Origin of the sequence: Rhodococcus sp. ACT016 (assembly GCF_050477185.1) — a bacterium.
In the GTDB taxonomy this organism is placed as follows: domain Bacteria; phylum Actinomycetota; class Actinomycetes; order Mycobacteriales; family Mycobacteriaceae; genus Prescottella.
On the sequence record NZ_JBEAET010000001.1, the window covers coordinates 89,926 to 114,870 of the forward strand.

General features: G+C 68.9%; 21 protein-coding genes. 10 read left to right on the forward strand and 11 right to left on the reverse strand.

Annotated features, from left to right (window positions below):
* Positions 1–74 precede the first annotated feature (74 nt).
* Complete coding sequence (locus ACQ5DX_RS00470) at positions 75–674, reverse strand: hypothetical protein (RefSeq protein WP_430330740.1); 600 nt, start codon at positions 672–674, stop codon at positions 75–77.
* A gap of 296 nt (positions 675–970) precedes the next feature.
* On the opposite strand from ACQ5DX_RS00470, the gene carD reads away from it, so the two are divergent.
* From carD to rlmB, 5 genes are read left to right on the forward strand one after another with little or no spacing between them, the layout of a single operon-like run.
* Entirely contained in the window at positions 971–1,459 is a 489-nt protein-coding gene (gene carD / locus ACQ5DX_RS00475) for an RNA polymerase-binding transcription factor CarD (RefSeq protein ID WP_005515676.1), read from the forward strand.
* A gap of 2 nt (positions 1,460–1,461) precedes the next feature.
* A complete protein-coding gene (ispD, locus tag ACQ5DX_RS00480) occupies positions 1,462–2,145 on the forward strand; it encodes a 2-C-methyl-D-erythritol 4-phosphate cytidylyltransferase (protein ID WP_430330741.1) in 684 nt (227 codons plus the stop codon).
* Positions 2,146–2,187: 42 nt separating this feature from the next.
* Positions 2,188–2,664 (forward strand): 2-C-methyl-D-erythritol 2,4-cyclodiphosphate synthase, encoded by a 477-nt coding sequence (gene ispF / locus ACQ5DX_RS00485; RefSeq protein ID WP_430330742.1) that lies wholly within the window; start codon positions 2,188–2,190, stop codon positions 2,662–2,664.
* A gap of 11 nt (positions 2,665–2,675) precedes the next feature.
* Positions 2,676–4,088, forward strand: a complete 1,413-nt coding sequence (cysS, locus tag ACQ5DX_RS00490) for a cysteine--tRNA ligase (protein WP_430330743.1) — start codon at positions 2,676–2,678, stop codon at positions 4,086–4,088.
* Complete coding sequence (gene rlmB, locus ACQ5DX_RS00495) at positions 4,088–5,053, forward strand: 23S rRNA (guanosine(2251)-2'-O)-methyltransferase RlmB (protein ID WP_430330744.1); 966 nt, start codon at positions 4,088–4,090, stop codon at positions 5,051–5,053. Before cysS ends, rlmB begins: the two co-directional genes overlap by 1 nt.
* A 3-nt stretch (positions 5,054–5,056) precedes the next feature.
* Here the strand turns inward: rlmB and ACQ5DX_RS00500 are convergent, their stop codons facing one another.
* From ACQ5DX_RS00500 to ACQ5DX_RS00530, 7 genes are all read right to left on the reverse strand, one after another.
* On the reverse strand, positions 5,057–5,920 hold the full coding sequence (locus ACQ5DX_RS00500; protein WP_430330745.1) for a biotin-dependent carboxyltransferase family protein: 864 nt from the start codon (positions 5,918–5,920) through the stop codon (positions 5,057–5,059).
* Between the two features lie 24 nt (positions 5,921–5,944).
* Positions 5,945–7,420 (reverse strand): gamma-aminobutyraldehyde dehydrogenase, encoded by a 1,476-nt coding sequence (locus ACQ5DX_RS00505; RefSeq protein ID WP_430335508.1) that lies wholly within the window; start codon positions 7,418–7,420, stop codon positions 5,945–5,947.
* 41 nt (positions 7,421–7,461) lie between these two features.
* Positions 7,462–7,821: a cupin domain-containing protein gene (locus ACQ5DX_RS00510; RefSeq protein WP_430330746.1), complete on the reverse strand. Its 360-nt coding sequence runs from the start codon at positions 7,819–7,821 to the stop codon at positions 7,462–7,464.
* Between the two features lie 29 nt (positions 7,822–7,850).
* Positions 7,851–8,369, reverse strand: a complete 519-nt coding sequence (locus tag ACQ5DX_RS00515; protein WP_430330747.1) for an Lrp/AsnC family transcriptional regulator — start codon at positions 8,367–8,369, stop codon at positions 7,851–7,853.
* Positions 8,370–8,396: 27 nt separating this feature from the next.
* On the reverse strand, positions 8,397–9,794 hold the full coding sequence (locus ACQ5DX_RS00520) for an NAD(P)/FAD-dependent oxidoreductase (RefSeq protein ID WP_430330748.1): 1,398 nt from the start codon (positions 9,792–9,794) through the stop codon (positions 8,397–8,399).
* A 38-nt stretch (positions 9,795–9,832) separates the two neighbouring features.
* Complete coding sequence (locus tag ACQ5DX_RS00525) at positions 9,833–11,293, reverse strand: aldehyde dehydrogenase family protein (RefSeq protein ID WP_430330749.1); 1,461 nt, start codon at positions 11,291–11,293, stop codon at positions 9,833–9,835.
* A gap of 325 nt (positions 11,294–11,618) precedes the next feature.
* Positions 11,619–13,025: an NAD(P)/FAD-dependent oxidoreductase gene (locus tag ACQ5DX_RS00530; RefSeq protein ID WP_430330750.1), complete on the reverse strand. Its 1,407-nt coding sequence runs from the start codon at positions 13,023–13,025 to the stop codon at positions 11,619–11,621.
* A gap of 436 nt (positions 13,026–13,461) precedes the next feature.
* Here ACQ5DX_RS00530 and ACQ5DX_RS00535 point away from each other — a divergent pair, with 436 nt between their 5' ends.
* The gene (locus ACQ5DX_RS00535; RefSeq protein ID WP_430330751.1) at positions 13,462–14,880 is read left to right on the forward strand and encodes an APC family permease; all 1,419 of its coding nucleotides are present in this window, start codon (positions 13,462–13,464) and stop codon (positions 14,878–14,880) included.
* On the forward strand, positions 14,877–15,260 hold the full coding sequence (locus ACQ5DX_RS00540) for a DMT family transporter (protein WP_430330752.1): 384 nt from the start codon (positions 14,877–14,879) through the stop codon (positions 15,258–15,260). Before ACQ5DX_RS00535 ends, ACQ5DX_RS00540 begins: the two co-directional genes overlap by 4 nt.
* 69 nt (positions 15,261–15,329) lie before the next feature.
* On the opposite strand, the gene ACQ5DX_RS00545 is transcribed toward ACQ5DX_RS00540, so the two are convergent.
* Entirely contained in the window at positions 15,330–16,970 is a 1,641-nt protein-coding gene (locus ACQ5DX_RS00545; RefSeq protein WP_430330753.1) for a PucR family transcriptional regulator, read from the reverse strand.
* 127 nt (positions 16,971–17,097) lie between these two features.
* Here ACQ5DX_RS00545 and ACQ5DX_RS00550 point away from each other — a divergent pair, with 127 nt between their 5' ends.
* Together ACQ5DX_RS00550 and ACQ5DX_RS00555 are read left to right on the forward strand one after the other, a co-directional pair.
* A complete protein-coding gene (locus tag ACQ5DX_RS00550; RefSeq protein WP_430330754.1) occupies positions 17,098–18,609 on the forward strand; it encodes a CoA-acylating methylmalonate-semialdehyde dehydrogenase in 1,512 nt (503 codons plus the stop codon).
* 20 nt (positions 18,610–18,629) lie between these two features.
* A complete protein-coding gene (locus ACQ5DX_RS00555; RefSeq protein WP_430330755.1) occupies positions 18,630–20,021 on the forward strand; it encodes an aspartate aminotransferase family protein in 1,392 nt (463 codons plus the stop codon).
* Positions 20,022–20,399: 378 nt separating this feature from the next.
* Here ACQ5DX_RS00555 and ACQ5DX_RS00560 read toward each other — a convergent pair whose 3' ends face one another.
* Positions 20,400–21,857 carry an NAD-dependent succinate-semialdehyde dehydrogenase gene (locus tag ACQ5DX_RS00560; protein WP_430330756.1) on the reverse strand — a complete coding sequence of 486 codons (1,458 nt, stop codon included), beginning with the start codon at positions 21,855–21,857 and terminating at the stop codon, positions 20,400–20,402.
* Positions 21,858–21,897: 40 nt separating this feature from the next.
* Positions 21,898–23,259 (reverse strand): 4-aminobutyrate--2-oxoglutarate transaminase, encoded by a 1,362-nt coding sequence (gene gabT, locus ACQ5DX_RS00565; RefSeq protein ID WP_430330757.1) that lies wholly within the window; start codon positions 23,257–23,259, stop codon positions 21,898–21,900.
* A gap of 142 nt (positions 23,260–23,401) precedes the next feature.
* Here gabT and ACQ5DX_RS00570 point away from each other — a divergent pair, with 142 nt between their 5' ends.
* Positions 23,402–24,928: a PucR family transcriptional regulator gene (locus tag ACQ5DX_RS00570; protein ID WP_430330758.1), complete on the forward strand. Its 1,527-nt coding sequence runs from the start codon at positions 23,402–23,404 to the stop codon at positions 24,926–24,928.
* Positions 24,929–24,945: the final 17 nt, after the last annotated feature.

The window sequence follows — 24,945 nt, forward strand, 5'->3', positions numbered from 1 at the left end:
GCGACGGAAGAGCCCGGGCGACACCGTCGCCCGGGCTCTTCCGGAAGGGCTGTGGACCTCGTGGATCCGAAGGGTCAGTGGTGACCCTCGGCCACGTCGGGGGACTTCTCCGACTCGTGGCGCTCGGCCTCGTGGCCGGCGTCGACCGGAACCTGGACGACGACGTCGCCCGCGTTCTGGAACGTGAAGGTGACCGGGAAGGTCAGGCCCGGACGGACGCCCTCGCGGATGTCGTCGAGGGTGACGTCGATCAGGCTGAGGGTCTCGGGGGCCTCCTCGGGCACCGAGACGTCGGGGTTGCCGGCGCCGAGGGCGGCCTGCGGCTTGATCTCGCGGGTGCCGGCCTTGTCGTCGATGGTGACCGAACCGGCGTAGTCGGACTTGATGCCGGTCAGGCGGTCGGTCTGGTGCTCGCTGAGGTTGACAGCGGTGAACGCGAGCTGCGCGGACCCGCCTGGCTCGATGCTGTAATCCTCGGAGTTCGGGTAGACGACGTGCACGTTGCGCAGTGCGATGTTGCCGCTCGTGGCCTGGTTGCCGTTCACCGCCGCGGCCTGAGTGGCCGTCTGCGAGATCTGACCTGCGCCGCACGCGGACAGCACGAGCGTCGCGCCGGCAGCGAGGGCGACAGCGGTGGCGACTCGACGAGTCGGCGACGCATTGAGAGCAGTCACGGGTTGTCCTCCATGGGTCAGGTTCACAATCCACTAGGCAGAGTAGTAGTCAGCCTCGAGGGGCCGTGCGCTGGGTCTCGTAACAAGGTCGTGTCGGGTGCACAACGGTTGTCCGAGTGCGGGTTCGGGCGCGTTGCGGCCGTCGCCGAACCGGTGGTTCGCGGGGTCCGAAATGCACGGTTGACGGCGTCTGTCAAGCCCTGAGATCAGGTCAGGATGCCCCTGACCTGCACCGTTGATGGGACGATCGTTTGGTCACGTGTTAAACTCGAAAGATCGAAAGGGGCACGGGACAGATGATTTTTAAGGTCGGAGACACCGTCGTATACCCCCATCACGGAGCGGCGCTGATCGAGGCGATCGAAACCCGCACCATCAAGGGTGAACAGAAGGAATACCTCGTTCTGAAGGTCGCTCAGGGCGATCTCACCGTCCGCGTTCCCGCGGAGAACGCCGAGTACGTCGGCGTGCGCGACGTGGTCGGCCAGGAGGGTCTCGACAAGGTGTTCCAGGTGCTTCGTGCGCCGCACACCGAGGAGCCGACGAACTGGTCTCGCCGCTACAAGGCGAACCTGGAGAAGCTGGCCTCGGGTGATGTGAACAAGGTCGCGGAGGTCGTGCGTGACCTCTGGCGGCGTGAGCAGGACCGCGGTTTGTCCGCGGGCGAGAAGCGGATGCTGGCCAAGGCCCGGCAGATCCTCGTGGGTGAGCTCGCACTGGCGGAAGGCACCGACGACGCCAAGGCCGAGATCATCCTCGACGAGGTCCTGGCCGCAGCCTCCTGACTGTGAGTGAGAACAGGGGACCGGTCGTCGCGCTGGTCCCGGCCGCCGGACGTGGTGTCCGGCTCGGCGAATCCGCTCCGAAGGCCTTCGTCGAGTTGGCCGGACGCAGCATGTTGCGTCGGGCCGTCGACGGCCTGCTGGAGTCCGGAGTGGTGGACACGGTCGTCGTGATCGTGCCCGAGGATCTGGTGGACGTCGCGCGGGCGGATTTGCCCGACGGTGTCGTGGTGGTCGTCGGCGGCGAGGAGCGGGCCGATTCGGTCCGCGCAGGACTCGCCGCCGCGACCGGCGCCGAACTGGTCCTCGTGCACGACGCGGCTCGGGCGCTCACGCCACCGTCGCTCATCGCGCGGATCGTCGCCGAATTGCACGCCGGACGCACCGCGGTCATCCCGGTGCTGCCGGTCAGCGACACCATCAAGACGGTCGACGTGCTCGGTACCGTCACCGGCACGCCGCCGCGGTCGGAACTGCGCGCGGTCCAGACCCCGCAGGGCTTCGACGCCAACCTTCTCCGTCGCGCCTACCAGGACGTCAACGGCGACGCGACCGACGACGCCGGCCTGGTCGAGCGGCTCGGGGAACGGGTTCGGACCATCGTCGGCGAACCCGAGGCATTCAAGATCACGACACCCTGGGATCTCGCTCTGGCCCGAATTCTGCTCGGGCAGGCGGAACCCCAGTAGACCCGGACAGGTCCGGGCAATCCGAGACAGGGAGCTTCGAGCGTGCGAGTCGGAATCGGCACCGACGTCCATCCCATCGAGCCCGGCCGTCCGTGCTGGATGGCGGGCCTGTTGTTCGAGGGCGCGGACGGCTGCGCCGGACATTCCGATGGAGACGTCGCGTCCCATGCGCTGTGTGACGCGCTGCTGTCGGCGGCGGGTCTGGGCGATCTCGGCTCGGTGTTCGGTACCGGCCGTCCGGAGTGGGACGGCGTGAGCGGTGTGCGAATGCTCACCGAGGTCCGGCGACTGCTGGGCGACGCCGGATACGTCGTCGGAAACGCGTCGGTGCAGGTCATCGGGAATCGACCCAAGATCGGTCCGCGTCGCGAGGAGGCCCAGCGGGTGCTGTCCGACGTGCTCGGCGCACCGGTGTCGGTGTCCGCGACGACGACGGACGGGCTGGGTCTCACCGGCCGCGGCGAGGGGATCGCCGCCGTGGCGACCGCACTGGTCATCCCCGCAGATAGCGCCCGGTAGAATCGCACGTCGTGACCCTGCGCCTATACGACACCGTGACACGGGCTCCGCGTGACTTCGTCTCGCTGACCCCCGGACATGCCTCGGTGTACCTGTGTGGCGCCACCGTCCAGGGCGAGCCCCACATCGGACACGTGCGCAGCGGCGTCGCGTTCGACGTGCTGCGCCGCTGGCTGCTCGCGCACGACTACGACGTCGCGTTCGTGCGGAATGTCACCGACATCGACGACAAGATCCTCAACAAGGCCGCCGAGGCGGGCCGCCCGTGGTGGGAGTGGGCCGCGACGTTCGAGCGGTCGTTCGACTGGGCGTACCAGCAGCTCGGTGTGCTGCCGCCGTCGGTGGAACCGCGTGCGACCGGCCACATCACCCAGATGGTCGAGATGATGCAGCGGCTCATCGACAACGGCCACGCCTACGCGGCCGCCGGCGACGTCTACTTCGACGTCCGGAGCTTCCCCGACTACGGCAAGCTGTCCGGGCACAGGCTCGACGACGTCCACCAGGGCGAGAGCGCGGCCGCGGGCAAGCGTGATCCGCGCGACTTCACGTTGTGGAAGGCCGCGAAGCCGGGTGAGCCGTCGTGGCCGACGCCGTGGGGTCCGGGGCGGCCGGGCTGGCACCTCGAGTGCTCCGCGATGGCGGTGTTCTACCTCGGGCAGGCGTTCGACATCCATTGCGGCGGAATGGATCTGGTCTTCCCGCACCACGAGAACGAGATCGCGCAGGCCAAGTGCGCGGGCGACGACTTCGCGCAGTACTGGCTGCACAACGGCTGGGTCACGAAGTCCGGCGAGAAGATGTCGAAGTCGCTCGGCAACGTGCTGTCGATTCCGAACGTGCTGAAACTGGTTCGCCCGCAGGAACTTCGGTACTACCTGGGCAGTGCGCACTACCGGTCGATGCTCGAGTACTCCGAGGAGGCGCTGCAGGAGGCCGCGGTGGCGTTCCGTCGCTGCGAATCCTTCGTGCAGCGTGCTGCCGAACGCACCGGACGGGAAGTCCCCGTCGGCAAGTGGACCGCGGAGTTCGCGGCCGCCCTCGACGACGACCTGAACGTCCCGGCGGCGCTCGCCGAGATCCACGGGCGGGTGCGCGAGGGCAACATCGCGCTCGAGTCCGGTGACTCCGAGGGCGCGCTGGCGATCGCGGCGCAGGTGCGGGCGATGCTCGGGATCCTCGGCGTGGATCCGCTGGATCCGCAGTGGGCCTCGGCGTCGGACAACTCGGCCGCGATGGGTGCGCTCGACGTGCTGGTGCAGGCCGAACTCGACCGGCGCCAGCAGGCGCGGGCCGAGAAGAACTGGGCGGTGGCCGATGAGGTCCGCGACCGGCTGGCCGCGGCGGGCGTCGCCGTGACCGACACTCCGAGCGGGCCCGAGTGGTCGCTCGAGCAAGCTTCTTCCAACGAATCGGGTAAGTGATGGCGGGTAATTCGAGCAGGCGTGGCGCGATCCGTAAGGGCGGCACCAAGAAGGGCCAGGTCGTCGGATCGGGCGGCAAGCGCAGCAAGGGCCTCGAGGGCCGCGGCGCGACGCCGCCGGCCGAGGCGCGGACCAAGCATCCCGCCGCCAAGAAGGCCCGTGCCGCCGCTCGCGCCACCGAACAGCGTCAGCATCAGCGCGCGGTTGCGAACCGTCGCGCCGAGGATTCCCCGGAGATGGTGCTCGGACGCAATCCCGTCGTCGAGTGCCTGCGCGCGGGAGTGCCCGCGACGGCGCTGTACGTCGCGGTGGGGGCGGAATCCGACGACCGGCTCAAGGAGTCGGTGCAGCGGGCCGCGGACGAGGGCATCTCGATCCTCGAGGTTCCGCGTACCGATCTGGACCGGATGAGCTCCAACGGCATGCACCAGGGGATCGCGTTGCAGGTGCCGCCGTACCAGTACGCGCACCCGGACGATCTGCTCACCGCGGCGCGCACCAACCAGGAGCCCGCGCTGCTGGTGGCGCTCGACAACATCACCGATCCGCGCAACCTGGGCGCCGTCGTGCGTTCGGTCGCGGCGTTCGGTGGCCACGGTGTCGTCATCCCGCAGCGCCGCAGCGCCAGCGTCTCGGCGGTCGCTTGGCGTACCAGTGCCGGTGCGGCGGCCCGTCTGCCCGTCGCGCGTGCGACGAATCTGACTCGCACACTGAAGGATTGGCAGTCGAAGGGCGTTCAGGTCGTGGGCTTGGACGCGGGTGGCGACACCACCCTCGACAACTACGAAGGCACGGGTCCGGTCGTCATCGTCGTCGGCTCGGAGGGCAAGGGCCTGTCGCGTCTGGTCCGCGAGACGTGCGACTCGATCCTCGGCATCCCGATGGCCGGGCCGGTGGAGTCGCTCAACGCCTCGGTGGCGGCGGGCGTCGTGCTGGCCGAGATCGCGCGCCAGCGCCGGGGCTGACGCTCACAGCACCCTCCGAAATCTGATTCGACATCCCGGTCGCAGCTGAGCTGCGGCCGGGATGTCGTCTTCCAGGACCACCGCGATCACCGGGTAGCCACCCGTCACCGGGTGGTCGGCGAGGAACAGCACGGGCATGCCGCTGGGTGGGACCTGCAGGGCTCCGGCCACCATGCCCTCGCTGGCGAGCTCGCCGCGGTGAGCGCGGTGTAGCGGTCCCGGGCCCTCCAGGCGGGCGCCGACGCGATCGGTGTCGGTGCTGACCGTCCACATCTGCTGTACCAGCGCGGTCCGGGAGGCGGGGGTGAACCAGTCGTCGCGCGGACCCATGCGGATGCGCAGCTCGACGGGGTCGGCGGCCGGTGCAGGGGGAGGGATCAGTTCCTCGATCGGTAAGTCGCCGTGCAGGTTTCCGATCGCCAGGCGGTCGCCGTCGCGGAGTGGTCCGGGGCCGATCCCGGAGAGGGTGTCGGTGGCGCGGCTGCCGAGGACGGCGGGTACGTCGACGCCGCCGCGCACCGCCAGATAGGTCCGCAGTCCCGTGGAGGCGATGCCCAGCGCCAGCTCGTCGCCGTCCCGCAGGTGCAGCGTCGAGTAGAGCGGTCGCGGTTCGCCGTTCACGGCGAGGGGCGTGGGGGCGCCGGTGACCGCGATCGTCGCCGCGCCGATCGCACGTGCCCGCAGCCCGCCCAGCGTCACCTCGAGGGTGGCGGCCGACGGGTCGTTGCCGACGAGGCGGTTGGCACTGTCGTGCGCGGCGACGTCGGTGGCGCCCGAGACCCCGACGCCGAGACCCGCGTGTCCCTCACGTCCGCGGTCCTGGACTGTGGTGCGTGCGCCGGCGCGCAGGACTTCGAGCCATGCCATGCGTCGATTGTCGCCGATCGGCGGCTAGCCGTCGCGGAAGACGGTCCTGTGCCATTCCTTCCGGGCGTCACGGGAGAGGTCGAACATCACGTGCTTGACCGTGGTGTACTCCTCGAACGAGTACGACGACATGTCCTTGCCGAAGCCGGACTGCTTGACGCCGCCGTGCGGCATTTCGCTGACGATCGGAATGTGGTCGTTGACCCACACGCAGCCGGCGGCGATCTCGCGTGTCGCGCGCAGTGCCCGGTGCAGGTCGGTCGTCCACGCCGACGCGGCCAGCCCGTACGGGGTGTCGTTGGCGAGCGCGATGGCCTCGTCGTCGTCCCGGAACGGTGTCACGGTCAGTACCGGGCCGAACACCTCGTCCCGGTAGATCTCGCTGTCGACCGAGGCGCCGGTGACGAGCGTCGGACGGTAGTAGGCCCCGGCGGCGAGCGGTCCGTCACCGGCGGTGCCGCCGGTGACGATCGTCGCGTAGTCGCGTGCGCGGTCGACCATTGCGGCGACTCGGTCGCGGTGCGCGTAGGAGCTCAGGGAACCCAGATCGGTCGCCTCGTCGGCGGTCGGCCCCAGCGTGACCGACTCGTACAGTTCGGCCACGCCCGCGACGAACTCGTCCACGACCGACTCGTGCACGATCGCGCGGGTGGCGGCGGTGCAGTCCTGCCCACCGTTGATCAGGCTCGCGGCCACGGCCCCGTGGATCGCGGCTTCCAGATCGGCGTCGTCGAACACCACGAACGGTGCCTTGCCACCCAGTTCCAGGTGGACGCGCTTGGCGTTGGTGGCGGCGGCCTCGAGAATCGAGCGTCCCACCGCGGTCGACCCGGTGAACGAGATCATGTCGACGCCGACGTGGCGGGCGAGGGCCGCGCCCGCCTCCTGGCCGGTGCCGACGACGACGTTGACGACCCCGTCGGGGATCCCGGCCTCGGTGATCGCCTCGGCCAGCAGCAGGGCGGTCAGCGGCGTGATCTCGGCGGGTTTGAGGACCACCGTGTTGCCGGCGGCGATCGCGGGGAAGATCTTCCACACCGCCATCTGCAGCGGGTAGTTCCACGGGGCGACGGCGCCCACGACGCCGAGCGGATCGCGACGGATGCTCGACGTGTGGGTGGGGGAGTACTCGCCCGTGGCCTTCCCCTCGAGGATTCGTGCCGCACCGGCGAAGAACTCGATGTTGTCGATCGAGCCGGGAACGTCGAACTCGCGCGCCAACCGGATCGGCTTGCCGCACTGCCGGCTCTCGAGTGCCGCGAGTTCGTCCGCGCGGCCGCGGAGGATGTCGGCGACACGGAGGAGGAGCGCCGAACGTTCCGCCGGGGTGGTCCGTGACCAGGATCCGAACGCGCGCCGGGCGGCCTCGACCGCGCGGTCGACGTCGTCGCGGCTCGCGAGCGTGACGGAGACGATCGTCTCGCCGGTCGAGGGGTCGATCACGTCCTGGGTGCGACCGGAGGACCCTTCGCACCGGATCCCGTCGATGTACTGGTGCATCGTGTCCATGCTTTCGTCGTCGGCGCCCGAGAGTCGGGTCGTCAGGAGATGTAGATCTTGCGGAGCGTCTCGCTCACCGTCCACACGGTGCGCTGACCGGCGTGCAGCCGGACCAGTGATCCGGGGCGGAGATCGACTGTGGGAGAACCGTCGTCGAACTCGACGGTGCCCCGACCGTCGACGACGAAGAACACCTCGTCCGCCTCGACGTCGCGTGACGTTCCGGGGCTGTGTTCCCACACTCCGACGGTCAGCCCCGACAGCGACGTCAGCGCGCGGTGCGCCGTCGTCGGCGATCCGTCGACGACGAGGTCGTTCGGGAGCGCCGCGTGGTCGAGCGTCACCGCGGTGACGTCGACGCTGTCGGCGTCCGCGGTGGGCTCTGGACGTGTGGAAGTCATTGGTGGCCTGTCGAGTCGAAGTTTCGTGGTCACTCGTCGTGTTCGACCGGTGCGGTGTCGGCCGAGACGACCTCGTGGAGCATCGGCGGGTTGCCGACTCCCCAGCCGTACGCCAGCTTGCCCACCTCGAGGACGAAGAACGACTCGGTGGAGAGCACGCCGTCGATCGCGTGCAGCTGGTCGTGCATCAGCCGGGTGAAGTCCTCGGTGTCCTTGCAGATCACCTCGACGATGACGTCGTACCGCCCGGACGTGACGATCACGTAGCTGGTCTGGGGCAGGGCAGCTACCGCCTCGCACACCGCGCGTGCCGTACCGGCGCGGGTGTGGATGCCGACGATCGCCATGCGGTCGAAGCCGATTCGCATCGGGTTGGCGATTCCGACGATCTGCAGGATCCCGGCGTCCTCCAGCCGCTGCACGCGGTAGCGCGCCGACGACGGGGGAATGTCGAGTTCCTCTGCGATCTGCCGGTACGGGAGGCGACCGTCCTTCTGCAGGAGCTCGATGATCTTGGCGTCGATCGCGTCGATGCTCGGTGTGTTCAAGGGGACCTCCGAACCGGTTCGGTACGACTAGGAATCGAATCCCAGTCCTATGCTGTCGAGGAGTCGCAACCACAGGTTGCGGCGACCGTGGTCGTCCTCCCTGGCCATCGACCATCTGGTTGCTTGGACACCAAAGTAACGCACCGGTTCCGGGGGAAACGGAACGGCGGGGCGCCGGATCATCGCCAGTTCCGTCCGCTCCGTCTTGCGTCCGGCCAGCTGGTCGAGCATCACCTGTGCACCGAAGCGGGTCGCGGTGACGCCCAGGCCTGTGAAGCCCGTCGCGTACGCGACGCGTCCGCCGTACGCCGTGCCGGCCGTCATGCAGAACCGCGTCGAGGAGTCGATCATGCCGCCCCATCCGTGGGTGAACTGCACGTGGGCCAGCTGCGGGTACGTCGCCGCGAAGTTCGCTGCGAGCCGCGCGTAGGTCTCCGGCCGGTCGAGCAGTTTCTCGTCGCGGCTGGAGCCGTAGTGGTAGATCGCGTCGTAGCCACCCCACAGGATCCGGTTGTCCGCCGTCTTCCGGTAGTAGTGGAACTGGTTACTGGCGTCGGTGAGGCCGAAGTCCTGGGTCCATCCGATCGACTCCAGGTCGGCGTCGCTCAGCGGCTCGGTGACGAGCGCGTAGTCGTAGACCGGGATGGTCGTGTTGGTGAGGCGTCGCAGCAGCGGCTTGAAGGCGTTGGTGGCCAGGGCAACTCGCTTCGCCTCGACCCGGCCCCGCGGTGTGGTCGCGGCGATCAGCTCGCCGGCCGTCTTGTCGATCGACGTGACCGCAGTGTTCTCGTGGATCTCGACACCGAGTTCGAGACAGGCCCGCCGGAGCCCGAGCACGAGCTTGTACGGATCGACCAGCGCGTAGTCGGGCAGATACAGACCACCGACGTAGACCGGCGACCCGGTCCAGTCGCCGACCTCCGACGGCGGGATGAAGCGCGACGGCTCGCCGTAGCGCCCGCTGGTCTCGGAGTACGCCCGCAGAGCGTCGAGTTCCCAAGTGGTGCGGGCGAAGCTGACCTTGCCGGGACGTCGGTAGTCGGCGTCGATGGCGTAGTGCTCGAGGGACTGCTCGATCCCGGCAAGATTGTCGAGGCCCATCCGGTGCATCGCGGCGGCCTCGGACGGCCAGCGGCTCACGCCGTTCATGAGTCCGTGGGAGACGCTCGGGGAGCAGAAGCCGCCGTTGCGGCCGCTCGCGGCGTGCCCGACGGTGTGACCCTCGAGCAGGACGACGCGCTGGTCGGGGTCCGCCTCCTTGGCCAGGAGCGCGGTCCACAGGCCGGTGTAGCCTCCGCCCACCACCAGCAGGTCGGCGGACAACGTCGTCGCGAGCGCCGGGAGCGGCGTCGGGGCGGGCGTCACGTCGAACCAGTACGGGGAGCGGCGCACCCCGTCGATCGTCGACGGGCTGGTGGTGGGCATGCGGAGACCTTTCATCGGAAGAGCGTGTTCGTCGCGGGTCAGCGGCCCAGGTGCATGACACCGGTGCGCAGGTCGGACATGTCGATCAGCGTGTGCTTGCCGCCGATCCGTCCCCAGCCGGTGCCCTTGCCGCCGGCGCCGCCGAACGGCATGTTGATGTCCCAGAATCCGGTGCTGTCGTTGACGATCACCTGTCCGGTCTCCACCTCCTCGACGAATCGGTAAGCCTTGGTGAGGCTTTCGGTGAAGACCGCTGCCTGGAGACCGAGTGCGTCGCTGTTGGCCAGGCGGAGCAGTTCGTCGTCGTCGCGGCCCGTGATGATCGGCACGACCGGGCCGAACGACTCCTCCCTGCTGAGGAGGCTGTCGGGGGTGACGCCGTCCACGACCGTGAAGTCGTAGTACAGGTCGGTGGGGAAGCCCGCGCGGCGGCCGCCGCCGACCAGGACGTCGAAGCCGCGCTCGCGGGCATCGGCCAGGTGCCGGTCCATCTTCGCTGCGACACCCTCGTTGTTGAGCGGGCCGAGGTTGACCGCAGAGTCGAACGGGTTGCCGAGCTTGACCGAGTCGGAGTAGGCGACGAGCGCCTCGACGAACGCGTCGTGCACGTCGGCGTGCACCAGAGCGCGCTCGGTGGCGCAGCAGACCTGGCCCGCGCAGTAGTAGGCGGCGTCGGCGGCGGCCTTGGCCGCGGCCTCGACGTTGGCGTCCGCGAGCACGATGAGCGGGCCGTTGCCGGAGCACTCCATGATGGACCGCTTCAGGCCGGCGGTCGCCTGGATCTTTGCGCCGGTCTGCGACGAACCGATGAAGCCGATTGCGTCGATGCCCGGATGCGAGACGAGGTCGGCACCGAAATTGCCTTCTCCCGGAAGGATGTTCACGAGACCGGACGGCAGACCGGCGGCCTCGAACGCCTCCATCGCGGCCAGCACGGTCAGCGAGGTGTGGGTCGGCGGCTTGACGACGTGCGCGTTGCCGGTGGCCAGGCCCGGGGCGACGAACTCGGTGAGCATGAGCAGCGGGAAGTTCCAGGGCGTGATGATGCCCCAGACGCCCACCGGCCGGTAGAAGGTCCACATCCGCTTCTGCGGATCGTTCGACGGCAGCGTCTCGCCGTGCAGGCGGACCGCGTCCTCGGCGTGCAGGTGGAACAGCTGCGCGGCCTCGGTCACGTCGGCGATCGACTCGGCGAGCGGCTTGCCCTGCTCGAGGGTCTGCAGGCGGGCTAGGAAGTCGATGCGCTTCTCGAGCTCGTCGCCGATGCGGTGGCAGATCTCGGCGCGCTGCCACACGCCCACCTTGCGCCACTCGGCCTGGGCGCGATGTGCGGCGTCGACGGCCTTGTCGAGGTCGGCGGTGGAGGGGACCGGGATGGTTCCGATGTGGCCGCCGGTGACCGGGCTGATCACGTCAACGGACTCGCCGGTGCTGCCGTCGGTGTAGGCGCCGTCCACGTAGAGCTGCTGGCGCGGGGCGGTCGGGATGGATGTCGTCATGAGAAACCCTCTTGGTGTGGGTAGGGCTGCCGATGCCCTCGGTGTCTGTGCTGGGGATCACTCGTTCCGTGCGAGTGTGGCCACGATAACGGCAATTGCGGCCGATGTCACCCCCGATGGGCAAACAATTCGCCCAAAAGTTGTTCAAAGCGCAAAAATTAAGTTGATCTTTAGTTCGTTGCGTGACGTCGGTCGCGCCGGTGGTCCGGCTCGTCGGTCGACGGGCATACGCCGGTGAGCGCCTCGATCACCCGCGCGAGATCGTGCTCGGACAGGCCGTTCCCGGTCCCGTCGGTGCGGTCTACGTTCTGTGGACGGTGCTGTCTCATCGGAGGGCGCCCAGCGCCGCGTTTCCGGCGGCTCGCCCCGTGTCGAGGGACGAGCTGACCGTGCTGGTGACCATGCCTGCCCAGAACAAGGTGTTGTCGATCGGTTCGTACAACCCCTTGCGTCGCGAGGTCGGGCCCGGGTAGGCGCCTCGTGCGTACTGGTCGAGGGACCAGTCGTAGGTCGATGTGGCGACCGTCCGGAGTCCGGCGTCGCCGGCCATCGACCGGACCGCGTCCAGCGACTGGGCCAGACGCTCGCCCTCCGGCAGGGCCAGCAGTTCCCGGGCCTCGTCTCCGGTCGCCCAGGCGACGACGACCTGGCCCGAGTATCCGGGCGCCGCGGCCGATCCGTTCCACAGCGTCGGCGGGTTGACCAGGTAGTCCTCGGCGAGGTCCCAGCCGTCCGGCAGAACCGGTGCGTCGAACTCCAGGAGGCCCTTGTAGACCGGGAGGTAGACCACTTCGGACAGCCCGGATCGCTGCTGCGGCGGCAGTGGCGGGTCGAACTCGATCGACTCCTGCTGCAACACACCGGCAGGTAGTGCGATCACGAGCTTGCGCGCGCGGAACCGGGTGCCGCCTGCCAGCACCTCCACGCCGCGACGGGTGTGCGTCACGCGGGTGACCTCATGGTTCATCCGCACGTCGATGCCCTGGGCGAGGAGCCGGACGACCTGGTCGTAGCCGCCGATCACCCGGAAGTCGCCGTATCCGTCGCTCGGGATGTCGCCGCTGTCCGGTGCGTCGAGGGCAGTCTCGAGTTCCTCGACGACGTACCTGGCGGGAAGCTTGTCGAACTGCTCGCTGTCGACCTCGATGACCAGGAAGGCGAGCGGGTAGTTCGCCCGCGTGATTCCCAGTCGAGCAAGGTAGGTCTCGGCCGTCTCGTCGGGACTCGGGGCCGGGAGCGGCGTCGGCAGATCGGGCTTTCCCTGCGGGAAGTTGTAGAACTGCCACGTCTCCTGGTTCACCCACGGCGATGTCGGATCGAATCGGGACATCTTCGTCCCCCATCGATGTGTCGCGATGTTCGCCGGCCGGACGATGTCCCACGTAGACACGTCGGCGCCGTGGATGAGTTCGGCGCCCCGTTCCACCGGGATGCCCATCGTCGTCCGGTCGGTCCAGAGTCGTCCGCCGATCCGATCGCGGGCCTCGAGGACGATCACCGAACGGCCCGCGTCTGCGACCGTTCGCGCCGCGCCCAGTCCGGACACGCCGGCGCCGAGAACGATCACGTCCGCGTCGTTGGAGGCGGTCGAGCCGAGCGATCCGAGCGATCCGGTCTGCGCCCGGGCCTGGGGGGTGTTGGCGAACAGGATCGCCGAGAGGCCGACCGCGCCGCCGTAGCCGAGTAGCCGGCGTCGCGTCAGTTGGATGTCTGGAGCATTGACTGGTTTCACCGGGGGTCTCCTGGACAGCATGTCGTGTGATGTGGCGCTGCCGACGCCGTGAATGTGTGTTGCGTCACTCGTTCCGTCGAGTGCGGTCACGATATCGACTCGAGGGGCGCCTGTCACTTCGATGAGCAAGAATCACGGACGCAAGTTGTCATTTGAACAAGAGTCCTGCTGGTTTCTTTCGGTCATCGACAAGGTTGGTGGGAAGGTTCTGCGCGACTCCGTGTCACCGGGGGTCGCCGGTCCGGTGTCCGTCGGGGCTTGTCATCGCTCGCGGCGTGATCCATACTTCGTCCGCCGCATCGACGTCGAAGGGTTCGGGGTTCCGGGTCGATGGGCTCGATCCCACTGCCGCGGGGGTCGATTCGACACTGTTCCGTCCGAGTCGCCGTCATATCCGGGTGCCCCTGTGGCGCCCCCAACGGGACTTAGGAATGCCATGGCCGAAACAACGTCCACCGAACAGACCTCCACCGAACTGCACAAGACGATGCGCTGGTACGACGGCTTCGCGATGTCGCTGACGATGCCGGCCGCGCTGATCGCCTCGCTCGGCGCGTCGATCGTCGGCCTCGGCGGATGGGGTGCCGTGCTCCTGTGGAGCGTCTCGATGCTCCTCGCAACCGGCGCGAACTGGATCTACACCGAACTCGCCGCGATGTTCCCGGAGTCCTCGGGCGGTATCGCGGCGTACGCCGCCGAGGCGTGGAAGAAGCGCGCGCCGATCGTCGGACCGCTCGCCGCCATCGGGTACTGGTTCCCGTGGACGACATCGTTGTCCGTCTACGCCGGCATCATCGGCGCCCTCGTCCAATCGCAGTGGTTCCCGGACCAGGACTGGTCGTGGGAGCTCGGGCCGATCGAGCTGAACTTCCCGATCATGGTCGGTCTGAGCGTGATCGGAATTCTCTACCTGCTCAACATCGTCGGCGTTCGCATCACCATGACCTTCGTGTACATCACGGGTGGCATCCTGCTGATCCCGCTCGCGGTGTTCATCGTCGGACCGCTGCTGGCCAACGGCTTCGACGTCTCCGGCCTGACCTGGAACCTGCACGGCGTCGAAGGCCTGCGCACCGCGCTGGTGTGGCTGTACGTGATGGCATGGACGTCGTTCGGCGTCGAGGTCTGCGCGACGTTCGCGCCCGAGTATCGCAATACCGTCTCCGACACGGCCAAGGCCCTCAAGGCGGGAGTCCTGTTCTCGCTCGGCGTCTTCGTGCTGCTGCCGCTCATCCTGACCGGGTACGTCGGCGAGGGTGCGATTGCCGACGCGCCCACCACGTTCTACGTCGAGGCCTTCCAGAACCTGGTCGGCGGCGCGGCTGACATCATGGTGCTGTTCCTGATCTGCTCGCTGCTTCTGATCATGGTGACCGGTCTGGCCGACGGCTCGCGCGTTCTCTACAACATGGGCAAGGATGGAACGAGCCTCAGGCAGCTCGGCGTGCTGAACAAGAGGGGCGTTCCCGTCCGAGCCCTCACCGTGGCGCTGGTGGTCAACGTGCTGGTCCTGACCGTGCTCAAGACGCCGCTCGCGATCATCGTGACGGGCAACCTGGGCTACATCCTGACTCACATCTTCGCGCTGTCGGGATTCTTCCTGCTGCGCAAGGACCGACCCGACCTGGCCCGTCCGATTCGCCTGCCGGCGATCTTCGTTCCGCTGTCGCTGGTCCTCTCGGCAGTCCTCGCTGTCATTCTCGTGGTGGGCGCCACGGGATTCGAGGTCACGGGGTACGGCGGCTTCAAGGAGCTGTCGGTGGCGTTCGGTGTCCTGGCAGCGGCCGTGGTGCTGTGGCTCTACCGGCGTAAGGTGCAGGACCGTCGATCTGTTCCCGAACAGGTGCAGTCGTGAGCACTTACGGATTGCTCGCCGGCGCAATCGCATGCGAGGTCGTCGCGACGCTCTCGCTGAGGGCCGCCGACGGATTCAGCAAGCTGGTGCCATCCGTGATCGTCGTGATCGGCTACGCGTCCGCGTTCGCGCTGCTCGGCTTCGCCCTGCAGCGCGGCCTGGACGTCGGTGTCGGCTACGCCATCTGGTCGGCGGTCGGGACGACGGTCGTCGCCCTGCTCGGCGTCCTGCTGTTCCGGGAGGCGTTGTCCCTCATGGCGATCGCGGGCATCGCGCTGATCGTCGGCGGGGTGGTGCTGGTCGAGCTCGGCCACCGGAACCAGGAGTCGGCAGCCGAACACTCCGAACCGACTGCCGCCATCGTCGTCGACGAGCGCTGACGACCGGAGACCCACAGGACCCCGGTACCCGATCGATCGGGTACCGGGGTCCTGTTCGCATTCGCGGGCTCAGGTACCGCGTGCGGCATCATCGTCCTGCACGGGTGCGCTCGCGTGGCTGTCGAGGATCAGCACGGCGGTGTGCAGCGACGTGCGGGACTCGCCGTCGTCGAGATCCACGCCGAGCAGGCGTTCGACGATCGCGAGTTTGGAGTACAACGTGGGACGCGAAACCTTCAGCCGCTTGGCGAGTTCGGCTTTGTTCCCGCCGAGTTCGAGGAACGCGCGCAGCACGTCCAGCAGGTCGTCGTCGTGCCGTGCCCGGTGCTCGAGCAGGCCCCGCAGTTCGGCCTCGGCGAACGCCTGCACCCGCTGATCCGTGCGGATCAGGGCGATCAGTCCGCGCAGGCGGATGTCCGCGGACCGGTGGCAGACCTTGCCGTCGTCCGGCAGCGATCGCGCCACGTCGGCGATGTGCGCCGAATCGGCGAGCCCCCGCGCCGCGTCCAGCAGGCGGGTCGAGTCCGGGCCGACGCCGATGGTGCAGCGCACCACGCCGTCGATCCGGCCGAGGGCGGCGTGGATCTCGGTGCACAGCAACTGCACGGCGTCGGACCCGGGTCCGCTCGGGGGCTGTGCGACCAGCAGGTCGAACCGTCCGGTCCGGGGATTCGTGGTGAGCGCCGTGAGCCGCGACGTCCGCACGGCGTGCCGGATGGCGTCGAGCATCCGGACCCGTCGGCGCTGTGTGAAAACCTGATCGGCGCTGGGGGTTTCGCTGACTCGAATGGTGAGCGGCAGATATGTCAGCGCGGGGCGCAGCCCCAGGGCGTGGGCGCGGGCGGTGGCCTCGGCCTCATCCTGGATCCGGCCTCGACGCAGCTCGTCGACCAGGCCGCTCTGTGCCTGCTGTTCGAGCGCGGTGCCCTCGCGTTCGACCATGCGACCCAGCGCGAGTGCCTGCGCGGCGCGTTCGAGGGTCATGCGGGTGCGTGCGTCGTTGCCGATCGGGCGGGGTGCGACGAGGCGACCCCACTCCTGGCGGTGGGCGCCCACCGGGGTGGTGATCCACGACTCGGGCCCGCCGGCCTCCGTCTCGCGTGAGGCGGGCGTCAGCCGCGATCGGCGTTCCCAGTCCGACAGCAGTTCGGCGGTCTCGACGCCCTGCGACGAGAAGGCGAGGACCTGCCGGGCGAGGTCCTCGAGGACGACCGGCGCGCCGAGTATGTCGGCGGCGGCGTCGACGATCTCGCTCGGTGATGCCCGCCGCATGCTCAGATCCGTGAACGCCTCGTGGGTATTGCGGGCGAAGGCCACCTCCGCGTACTGGTCGGCCACTATCGAGCGGTGCACCTCCTCGGTGACCTCGACGAACCGAACCTCCCGGTGCAGGGCGACGACGGGTAGCCCGAGGCGGTCGGCCGCCTCGGCCGCTTCCCGGGGGATCGCGTCGATGTGCAGTCCGAGTTCGACGACGAGGCCGATCGCGTTGGCCGCGGCCAGGCCTTCGAGGTAGCCGACGGGGTCGTCGACGAGGGCGCGTCCGGTGGTGAGGACCAGTTCGCCGCCCTGAAGCAGATTCGACAGGTCGTACAGGTCGCTCACGTGCACCCACCGGACCCGACGGTCGAGGTGGCTGCCCCCGATCACCTCCGGTTCGCCGCGCTGGAGGACCGGGAGGTCGAGAACGTCGCGCACCGTCGGCTGCATTTACGAAGTGTAAAGCAGAGATTGGATTCTCTTACAGAACGTAGCCCCGCGGGACGTGGCGGAGCGAACAGAGTGGAGGCACCACGCGTGATCGCGCGTGTCGATCCACTCAGACAGGACTCCCTTCATGACCCACAGCGATGGCGCGGCACGGACGATCGCGCACTGGTCCGACGGCAAGGGCTTTGCCGGCACGAGCGGCGACACGGCCCCCGTCACGAACCCGGCCACCGGCGTGGTGACAGGTCGGGTCGCGCTGGCGAGTGTGGCCGACGCCCGCACGGTGATCGCGGCCGCGTCGGCGGCGTTCCCGGCCTGGCGGGACAGCTCGCTGGCCAAGCGCACCACGGTGCTGTTCAAGTTCCGCGAGCTGCTCAACGAGCGCAAGCACGAGCTCGCGGAGATCATCACCTCCGAGCACGGCAAGGTGCTCTCGGACGCGCTGGGTGAGGTGAGCCGCGGCCAGGAGGTTATCGAATTCGCCTGCGGCATCGCACATCTGCTCAAGGGCGGGATGACCGAGAACGCCTCCACTGCGGTGGACGTGGCGTCGATCCGTCAGCCGGTCGGCCCGGTCGCGATCATCTCCCCGTTCAACTTCCCGGCCATGGTCCCGATGTGGTTCTTCCCGATCGCCATCGCGACCGGCAACACGGTGATCCTCAAGCCGTCCGAGAAGGATCCGACGGCGTCGATCTGGATGGCGGAGCTGTGGGCCGAGGCCGGCCTGCCCGCGGGCGTGTTCAACGTGCTGCAGGGCGACAAGACCGCCGTCGACGAGCTGCTCACCTCGCCGGACGTCAAGGCGATCTCGTTCGTCGGTTCGACGCCGATCGCCCAGTACGTGTACGCCACCGGCACCGCGCACGGCAAGCGGGTCCAGGCGCTCGGCGGCGCGAAGAACCACGCCATCGTGCTGCCCGACGCCGACCTCGATCTGGCCGCGGACGCCATGGTGAACGCCGGGTTCGGCTCGGCCGGTGAGCGCTGCATGGCGATCTCGGTGATGGTGGCGGTCGGCGACATCGCGGACGAGTTGGTCGACAAGATCGCCCAGCGGACCCGGGCGCTCAAGACCGGCGACGGTACGCGCGACGCGGACATGGGTCCGCTGGTGACCAAGGCCCACCGCGACCGTGTCGCGTCGTACGTCGACGCGGGCGAGGCAGCCGGCGCCACCGTCGTGGTCGACGGGCGCGGCATCGATGCCGACGGAGGAGCGGACGGCTTCTGGCTCGGGCCCACCATGCTCGACCACGTCACCCCCGACATGAGTGTCTACACCGACGAGATCTTCGGTCCGGTGCTGTCGGTCGTCCGCGTGGAGTCCTACGACGAGGCGTTGGCACTGGTGAACTCGAACCAGTACGGCAACGGCACCGCGATCTTCACCAACGACGGTGGGGCAGCGCGTCGCTTCCAGAACGAGGTCGAGGTCGGGATGGTCGGCATCAACGTCCCGATCCCGGTTCCGATGGCCTACTACAGCTTCGGTGGTTGGAAGAGCTCGCTGTTCGGCGACACCCACGCCCACGGCGCCGAGGGCGTCCACTTCTTCACCCGCGGCAAGGTCGTCACCACCCGTTGGCTCGACCCGAGCCACGGTGGGATCAATCTCGGCTTCCCGCAGAACAACTGAGCCGGAAAGGAACACCGGACATGACGACGACAACCGACGCACCCGCGGTCCCGCCGACGGGCCAGGACCTCGCCGCCGCCCGCGCGGACGGTGAACGTGCCTACGCGCTCGACCGCGCGCACGTCTTCCACTCGTGGTCCGCGCAGGCGCAGATCACGCCGATGACGATCCTCGCGGCCGAGGGCTCCTACGTGTGGGACGGCACGGGAAACCGCCTGCTGGACTTCTCGTCCCAGTTGGTAAACACCAACATCGGACACCAGCACCCGCGGGTGGTGGAGGCGGTGCAGCGCCAGGCGGCGAAGCTGTGCACCATCGCTCCGCAGCACGTCAACGACGCGCGTTCGGAGGCCGCCCGGTTGATCGCCGAGCGCACCCCGGGCGACCTGGACAAGGTGTTCTTCACCAACGGCGGTGCCGACGCCAACGAGCACGCGGTGCGGATGGCGCGTCTGCACACCGGGCGCTACAAGGTGCTGTCGCGGTACCGCTCGTACCACGGGGGCACCGACACGGCCATCAACCTCACCGGCGATCCCCGCCGCTGGCCCAACGACTACGGCAACAGCGGTGTCGTGCACTTCGACGGCCCGTTCCTCTATCGGTCGCCGTTCCACTCCGCGGACGAGGCGCAGGAGACCGAGCGCGCCCTCGAACACCTCGACCGTGTCATCCGGCTGGAGGGCCCCTCCACCATCGCGGCGATCGTCCTCGAATCGGTCCCCGGCACGGCCGGGATCATGGTCCCGCCGCCGGGCTACATGGCCGGCGTCCGGGAGATCTGCGACCGCTACGGGATCGTCTTCATCGCGGACGAGGTGATGGCGGGCTTCGGTCGGACCGGAAAGTGGTTCGCCATCGAGCATTTCGACGTGGTGCCGGACCTCATCACCTTCGCCAAGGGCGTCAACTCGGGTTACGTGCCGCTCGGTGGCGTTGCGATCAGCGCGAAGATCGCGGCGACGTTCGCCGACCGCGCCTACCCGGGCGGGCTGACCTACTCGGGCCACCCGCTGGCGACGGCCGCGGCGGTCGCGACGATCGAGGCGATGGAGGACGAGGGCGTCGTCGACAACGCCGCCCGGATCGGCGCCGAGGTCCTCGGCCCCGGCCTGCGCGCGCTCGCGGACCGGCATCCGTCGATCGGCGAGGTGCGCGGACTCGGTGTCTTTTGGGCGATCGAACTGGTCGCCGACCGTGCCACCAGGGAACCGCTCGCACCGTACGGCGGGTCGAGCCCGGCGATGAACGAGGTCATCGCCGCGTGCAAGTCCGGTGGGCTGCTGCCGTTCGCGAATTTCAACCGGATCCACGCGGTGCCGCCGTGCACCGTCACCGAGACCGAGGCACGCGAGGGGCTCGTGATCCTCGATGCGGCGTTCGCGGTGGCGGACACGCACGCCGGTCGGTGATCCGACCGGATCGCTGATCCGGCCGATCCGCCCCTGGCGTCATGGCATCCCAGGGGCGGATCCTCGTCAGGTCGTCCTGGCCATCGGCGGAAGGAGGGAGACGGGACAGGAGACATCGGTGAAGGGCAGCCGGTCCGGCTGCCACGGGAAGTTTTCTCGACACGATCGAAGACAAAGGAGTAGTTCCATGGGTTCGTCCACCACTCAGCTCGGTCAGATCGGCGCTGTCGCAGGCCTCGTCTCGGCGCTCGCCGCCGTCGTGGGAGCTGTCGCCGGCGTCGCGACGCTGTTCCTGTAGTCCGCAGCGGCAGAACGAAACCGGAGGCTCCGCCATTCCCTTTCGGGGATCGCGGAGCCTCCGGTTTCGTCGTTCTCGGGTCAGGCCGTGAACCCGATGTACTTCGTGTCGAGATACTCGTCGATGCCCTCGACGCCGCCCTCGCTGCCCAGGCCGGACTGCTTGACGCCGCCGAACGGTGCCGCGACGTCGGAGACGACACCGCGGTTGACGCCGACCATGCCGGACTCGAGCGCGTCGGCCACCCGCAGCGCCCGGTCGAGGTTCTGCGTGAAAATGTATGCGGCGAGGCCGTATTCGGTGTCGTTGGCCGCGGCGATCGCCTCCTCTTCGGTGTCGAAACCGGTGATCGCGGCGACCGGGCCGAAGATCTCGTCGCGGACGATGCGGGCGTCGGTCGGAACCTGGTCGAGCACCGTCGGCTCGTAGAAGAAGCCGGGTCCGTCGACGGAGCGGCCACCGGTGCGTACCCGCGCTCCCACCGCGACCGCCTCGTCGACCAGTGCCGCCACGCCCGCGCGCTGCTTGGCGCTGACGAGCGGACCGACGTCGACGCCCGGTTCGTGTCCGGGACCGACCTTGAGCGCGGCGATCCGCTCGGTGAGCCTCGCCGTGAACTCCTCGCGCACGCTGTTGGCCACCATGATTCGGTTCGCGGCCGTGCACGCCTCGCCGCCGTTGCGCATCTTGGCCGCCATCGCCCCGTCGAGGGCCGCGTCGAGATCCGCGTCGTCGAAGACGATGAAGGGGGCGTTTCCGCCCAACTCCATCGACGTGCGCAGGACGTTGCGCGCCGACTGCTCGATGAGCACGCGGCCCACCGGCGTGGAACCGGTGAACGTGACCTTGCGCAGGCGCGGATCGGCGAGCAGTGGCCCGGAGACCGCGGCGGCATCGGACGTCGGCAGCACCGACACCACGCCGTCGGGCAGACCGGCCTCGGCGAGGATCTGCGCGAACGCCAGCATCGTCAGCGGCGTCTCCGCCGCGGGCTTGACGATCATCGTGCAACCCGCGGCGAGTGCCGGGCCGATCTTGCGGGTTCCCATGGCGAGCGGGAAGTTCCACGGGGTGATCGCCAGGCACGGACCGACCGGCACCTTGTTCACGAGGATGCGCCCGGCGCCGCCCGGCGATCGCGTCGAGCGGCCCTGGATGCGTACGGCCTCCTCGCTGAACCACCGCAGGAACTCGGCACCGTAGGCGACCTCGCCGCGACTCTCCGGCAACGCCTTGCCCATCTCGGCCGTCATCAACAGCGCCAGTTCCTCGGTGCGTTCGACGACGAGTTCCCAGGCCCGGCGGAGGATGACCGACCGCTCGCGCGGGGACGTGGCCGCCCACTCCGCCTGGACGCGGCAGGCCGCGTCGAGCGCCCGGACGGCGTCGTCGGCGCCGGCGTCGGCGACCGTGGTCAGTACCTCGCCGGTCGCCGGATCGAGTACCGGAAACGTGCCGCCGCCGACCGGCGCGGTGGACCGGCCGTCGATCCACAGCCCGGTCGGGACGTTGGACAGAAGGGTGGTGACATCAATCATCGTTCTGCTTCCAGTCGGTTCCGAGTACGTCGATCATCGATCACTTCCGGTGATCGGAGGAGGCGCGGACGGCGTCCTCGATCACGTCGAGTGCATCGGCGAGCAGTTCGTCGCCGATAACGAGGGGCGGCAGCAGGCGCACCACGTTGCCGTACGTGCCGCAGGTCAGCAGGATGACGCCCTGTTCGAGCGCGCGCGCGACGACCTCGCGCGTCAACTCGGCGTCCGGCTCGTTGGTCCCCGGCACCACGAACTCCATCGCCAGCATGGCGCCGCGGCCGCGGACGTCACCGATCGCCGGGACCTCCTCGGCGAGGTTCAGCAGGCGGGTCGTCACGACCTCCTCGATGTGGCGTGCGCGCGCGGGCAGGTCCAGATCGCGCATCGTCTCGATCGCCGCGAGGGCTGCCGCACACGCGATCGGGTTGCCGCCGTAGGTGCCACCGAGCCCGCCGGAGTGCACCTTGTCGAGCAGGTCGGCGCGCCCGGTGATCGCCGACAGGGGGAGTCCGCCGGCGATGCCCTTTGCCATGGTGATGATGTCCGGCACGACCTGCTCGTGGTCGCACGCGAACCACGCGCCGGTGCGGGCGAAGCCGGTCTGGACCTCGTCCGCGATGAACACGACGCCGTTGGTCTTCGCCCACGTGGCGAGCGTCTGGAGGAAGCCCGGTGCGGGAACGATGAACCCGCCCTCGCCCTGGATCGGTTCGATGATGATCGCGGCGAGCGAGTCGGCGCCGATCTGCTTCTCGATCTGGGTGATCGCGCGCTGTGCTGCCTCCGGGCCGGTCAGTTCGTTGTCGTCGCGGAACGGGTACGACATCGGCATCCGGTACACCTCGGGGGCGAACGGGCCGAAGTGCGCCTTGTACGGCATGGACTTGGCGGTCAGCGCCATCGTCAGGTTGGTGCGGCCGTGGTAGGCGTGGTCGAACGCGACGACGGCGGTGCGCCCGGTCGCCAGTCGCGCGACCTTGATCGCGTTCTCCACAGCCTCGGCGCCGGAGTTGAACAGCACGGTGCGCTTCTCGTGGTCGCCGGGCGTGAGCGCCGAGAGCTCCTCGGCGACCTGCACGTAGCCCTCGTAGGGGGTGACCATGAAGCACGTGTGGGTGAAGCGTCCGGCCTGCTCGCGGACCGCGTCGACGACGGCGGGATTCGACGCGCCCACGCTGGTGACCGCGATGCCCGAGCCCAGGTCGACCAGCGTGTTCCCGTCGACGTCGACGATCACACCGCCGTCGGCGTCGGCGGTGTACACCGGGACGCTGGACCCGACACCGGCCGCGACGCTGGCGCGGCGGCGTTCGGTGAGTGCCCGCGAGTTGGGGCCGGGCAGTTCGGTGACCAGGTTGCGCTTCTGCGGAAGCCTGTAGTCGATATTTTCGCTGGTGTTCATATCGTGGAGGACCCCTGTCGTGAAGATCTGAGTGGTTCTAGTGTGGATCGCCGTGGAGTGCAGAACACCTGCCAGAATGGAGTGGCAAGCTGCACACGATTCGCCATTTCGGACCGCAGTCGGGCCGGGCCAGGAGTTGAGAATGAGCGTGACCGTCCGGTGGGTGCTGGCGCAGCCGGATCTGTTCCTACGTCTGTGCGGAGGTGCGTCCGGACTCGACCGTGACATCGAGTTCGCCATCACGACCGAGCTGTCGGACCCGTCGCCGTGGCTGTCCGGCGGGGAGCTGCTGCTGACGACGGGTCTGGGGGCGCCCTCCGGCGCGGACGGATACGAGGACTATGTGCGCCGTCTGTTCGACGCCGGTGTCGCGGCGGTGGGTTTCGGCGTCGGCCTGACGCACGCGGAGCTGCCCGAGGAGCTGATCGCGGCGGCCGACCGGATCGGCCTTCCCCTCCTGGAGGTTCCGCTGCCCACCCCGTTCGCGGCGGTCACGAAGCGGGTCATGGACAGCCTGGCCGAGCAGCGGTACGACGCGCTCCTGCGCGCGTCGCGAGCGCAGCCCCGAATGACACGTGCCGTGGTGCAGGGCGGCGCTCGCGCGACCGTGCGCGAGCTGGCGGTGGCGACCGGTGCGACGGTCTTGTTGCTCGACCGTCGCGGGCGACTCCTCGAACATCACCCGGCCAAGGTCGACACCGGCACCGTCGCCCAGGTGTCCGATCTGATCGACTCGGTGTCCGAGGCGGCGTCGAGCATTGTCGCCCAGGCGCATTCGGGTCAGTCGATGACGGTGCAGCGAATCGGCCTGGGCAGCAGTCTCCATGGTTGCCTCGCGGTGGTCAGTACCAAGCCGCTCGGTTCGGTCGACCAGGTTCTGCTGGGCCACGCCACTTCGCTGCTGGCACTCGACTTCGAGAAGCCGGTGCGGTTGCGCGCCGCGCAGAACCAGCTGAACTCGCAGATCCTCGGGCTTCTGCTCTCGGAGGAGATCGATCTCGAGCCGGCCCGGGAACAACTCGCTCCGGCCGCGGACGACCGCGGTGCCATCCGCGCTCTCGTCGTGGACTGCGGGTCACCGGACGATGCGGTGGCGGTCGCGGCGTCGATCGAGTCGGCCGAGAACGCGGCGGGCCGGCCGCTCTTCCTGCGTCGGGCCGACGGGCGGGTGACGGTCCTGCTCCGCGGAACCGACGACGTGACGTTCGCGCGGACACTGCTCGCCGGTGCCGGGGAATCCGAGCGGCGTTCCGCCCGCATCGGTCTGAGCGGACCGCTGCCCGTCGAGCGCTTCGCCGAGGCGATCGACCAGGCGCAGTTGGCGGCGTCCGCGGCCGGAGCGGGAGCGGCGCCCCTCGAGTTCGCCGCGCTGACGGGCAGCGCGCTCCTGACCTTCGACGCGACCCGTCAGGTGTTGCGTTCGGTCGCCGAGACCACGATCGCACCGCTCGCCGAGCACGATCGTGATCACGGAACCGACCTGGTCGCCTCGCTCCGTGCGTTCCTCGAGGCGAACGGGCACTGGGAGTCGGCCGCGAACGCCCTTGGCGTGCACCGGCACACGCTCCGTAGCCGGATCGCGAAGATCGAATCCCTGCTCGACTGCAGACTCGGCGTCGCTCGGGTACGTGCGGAACTGCTGCTGGCGATCATCGCCTCCCAGGCGTAGCGCCCGGGGTTCCGGGC

What these genes read in the sequence shown, in the direction of transcription:
- ACQ5DX_RS00505 (WP_430335508.1), bottom strand. Translation starts at nt 7,420, where the DNA reads ATGCACCAGTACATCGACGGGATCCGGTGCGAAGGGTCCTCCGGTCGC.
- ACQ5DX_RS00500 (WP_430330745.1), bottom strand. Translation starts at nt 5,920, where the DNA reads ATGGCATGGCTCGAAGTCCTGCGCGCCGGCGCACGCACCACAGTCCAG.
- ACQ5DX_RS00545 (WP_430330753.1), bottom strand. Translation starts at nt 16,970, where the DNA reads ATGCAGCCGACGGTGCGCGACGTTCTCGACCTCCCGGTCCTCCAGCGC.
- ACQ5DX_RS00560 (WP_430330756.1), bottom strand. Translation starts at nt 21,857, where the DNA reads ATGATTGATGTCACCACCCTTCTGTCCAACGTCCCGACCGGGCTGTGG.
- ACQ5DX_RS00510 (WP_430330746.1), bottom strand. Translation starts at nt 7,821, where the DNA reads ATGACTTCCACACGTCCAGAGCCCACCGCGGACGCCGACAGCGTCGAC.
- ACQ5DX_RS00550 (WP_430330754.1), top strand. Translation starts at nt 17,098, where the DNA reads ATGACCCACAGCGATGGCGCGGCACGGACGATCGCGCACTGGTCCGAC.
- carD (WP_005515676.1), top strand. Translation starts at nt 971, where the DNA reads ATGATTTTTAAGGTCGGAGACACCGTCGTATACCCCCATCACGGAGCG.
- ACQ5DX_RS00525 (WP_430330749.1), bottom strand. Translation starts at nt 11,293, where the DNA reads ATGACGACATCCATCCCGACCGCCCCGCGCCAGCAGCTCTACGTGGAC.
- ACQ5DX_RS00520 (WP_430330748.1), bottom strand. Translation starts at nt 9,794, where the DNA reads ATGCCCACCACCAGCCCGTCGACGATCGACGGGGTGCGCCGCTCCCCG.
- ACQ5DX_RS00570 (WP_430330758.1), top strand. Translation starts at nt 23,402, where the DNA reads ATGAGCGTGACCGTCCGGTGGGTGCTGGCGCAGCCGGATCTGTTCCTA.
- ACQ5DX_RS00535 (WP_430330751.1), top strand. Translation starts at nt 13,462, where the DNA reads ATGGCCGAAACAACGTCCACCGAACAGACCTCCACCGAACTGCACAAG.
- rlmB (WP_430330744.1), top strand. Translation starts at nt 4,088, where the DNA reads ATGGCGGGTAATTCGAGCAGGCGTGGCGCGATCCGTAAGGGCGGCACC.
- ACQ5DX_RS00555 (WP_430330755.1), top strand. Translation starts at nt 18,630, where the DNA reads ATGACGACGACAACCGACGCACCCGCGGTCCCGCCGACGGGCCAGGAC.
- gabT (WP_430330757.1), bottom strand. Translation starts at nt 23,259, where the DNA reads ATGAACACCAGCGAAAATATCGACTACAGGCTTCCGCAGAAGCGCAAC.